Annotated in this window: 2 protein-coding genes; both read right to left on the bottom strand. The window is 47.4% G+C overall.

All coding sequences use genetic code 11. The annotated features are described in order from the left end of the window. A partial coding sequence (locus BFP76_RS02105; protein ID WP_133117374.1) for an IS3 family transposase occupies positions 1-660 on the bottom strand: 660 nt, incomplete at its 3' end. A gap of 23 nt (positions 661-683) precedes the next feature. Then, positions 684-852, bottom strand: a 169-nt coding sequence (locus BFP76_RS14825; RefSeq protein WP_420818648.1) for a transposase, incomplete at its 5' end; no start/stop codon positions are given.

Consider the following 852-nt stretch of genomic DNA (forward strand, 5'->3'; position numbering starts at 1 on the left):
CTCCTGCCTTAAAGTTCCGTTGAACCTCTCATTATAACCGTTTTCCCATGGTGACCCAGGATAGATATGGATTGGTTTAATATCGACCTTTCTGAGCCAGTCTTGTAAGGCTGCCGCGATGAACTCTGGGCCGTTGTCCGAACGGATATATTCAGGCTTTCCATGCTTCATCAGTAAAGGATAAAGCGCGTCCAAAACATCGTTTGCATTCATTTTGGGTCGCACCGTTACGCACAGCGCTTGGCGGGTATATTCATCAAGCACTGTCAGCATCTTGTAGCTGCGCCCATTGCTGAGCTTGTCGTGAACAAAGTCAATCGCCCAAACATGATTGGAATGTGTGGGCCTTAGACGAATGATTGAGGTATCTTTATGATAAAGCCTTTTGCGCTTCCTGTGGCGTTCTGGGAGTTTCAGCCCTTCCTCACGCCACAAGCGTTCTATTTTCTTGTGATTGATACGCCACCCCTCCATCTGAAGCAGCTCTGTGATTTTACGGTAGCCATACCGCCCGTACTGTTTTGCCAAGCGGATCATAGCTAAACGCAGTGCATCATCGTTTTTAACTTTAGCTTTGTAGTGCAAGCTGGATCGCGCTACGCCCAGAACTGCACAGGTGCGCCGTTCGGATGTGCTTAACCTTTGACGGGTATGGATCACGGCCTGACGCAACCCATCAACCGTCAGACCTTTGGCTTTAAATAATCCAGGCTCTCCTTCAATATCAATTTGTCTAACTGCAATTCTGCGACAATCTTCTTTAGCCGTTCATTTTCTTTCTTGATCGCTTTCATCTCCGAAAGCTGGGGACGTCCAACGCCACCAAACTTCTTGCGCCAATAATAATATGTT

This window comes from Paramylibacter kogurei (assembly GCF_002742285.1).
Taxonomy (GTDB): domain Bacteria; phylum Pseudomonadota; class Alphaproteobacteria; order Rhodobacterales; family Rhodobacteraceae; genus Amylibacter; species Amylibacter kogurei.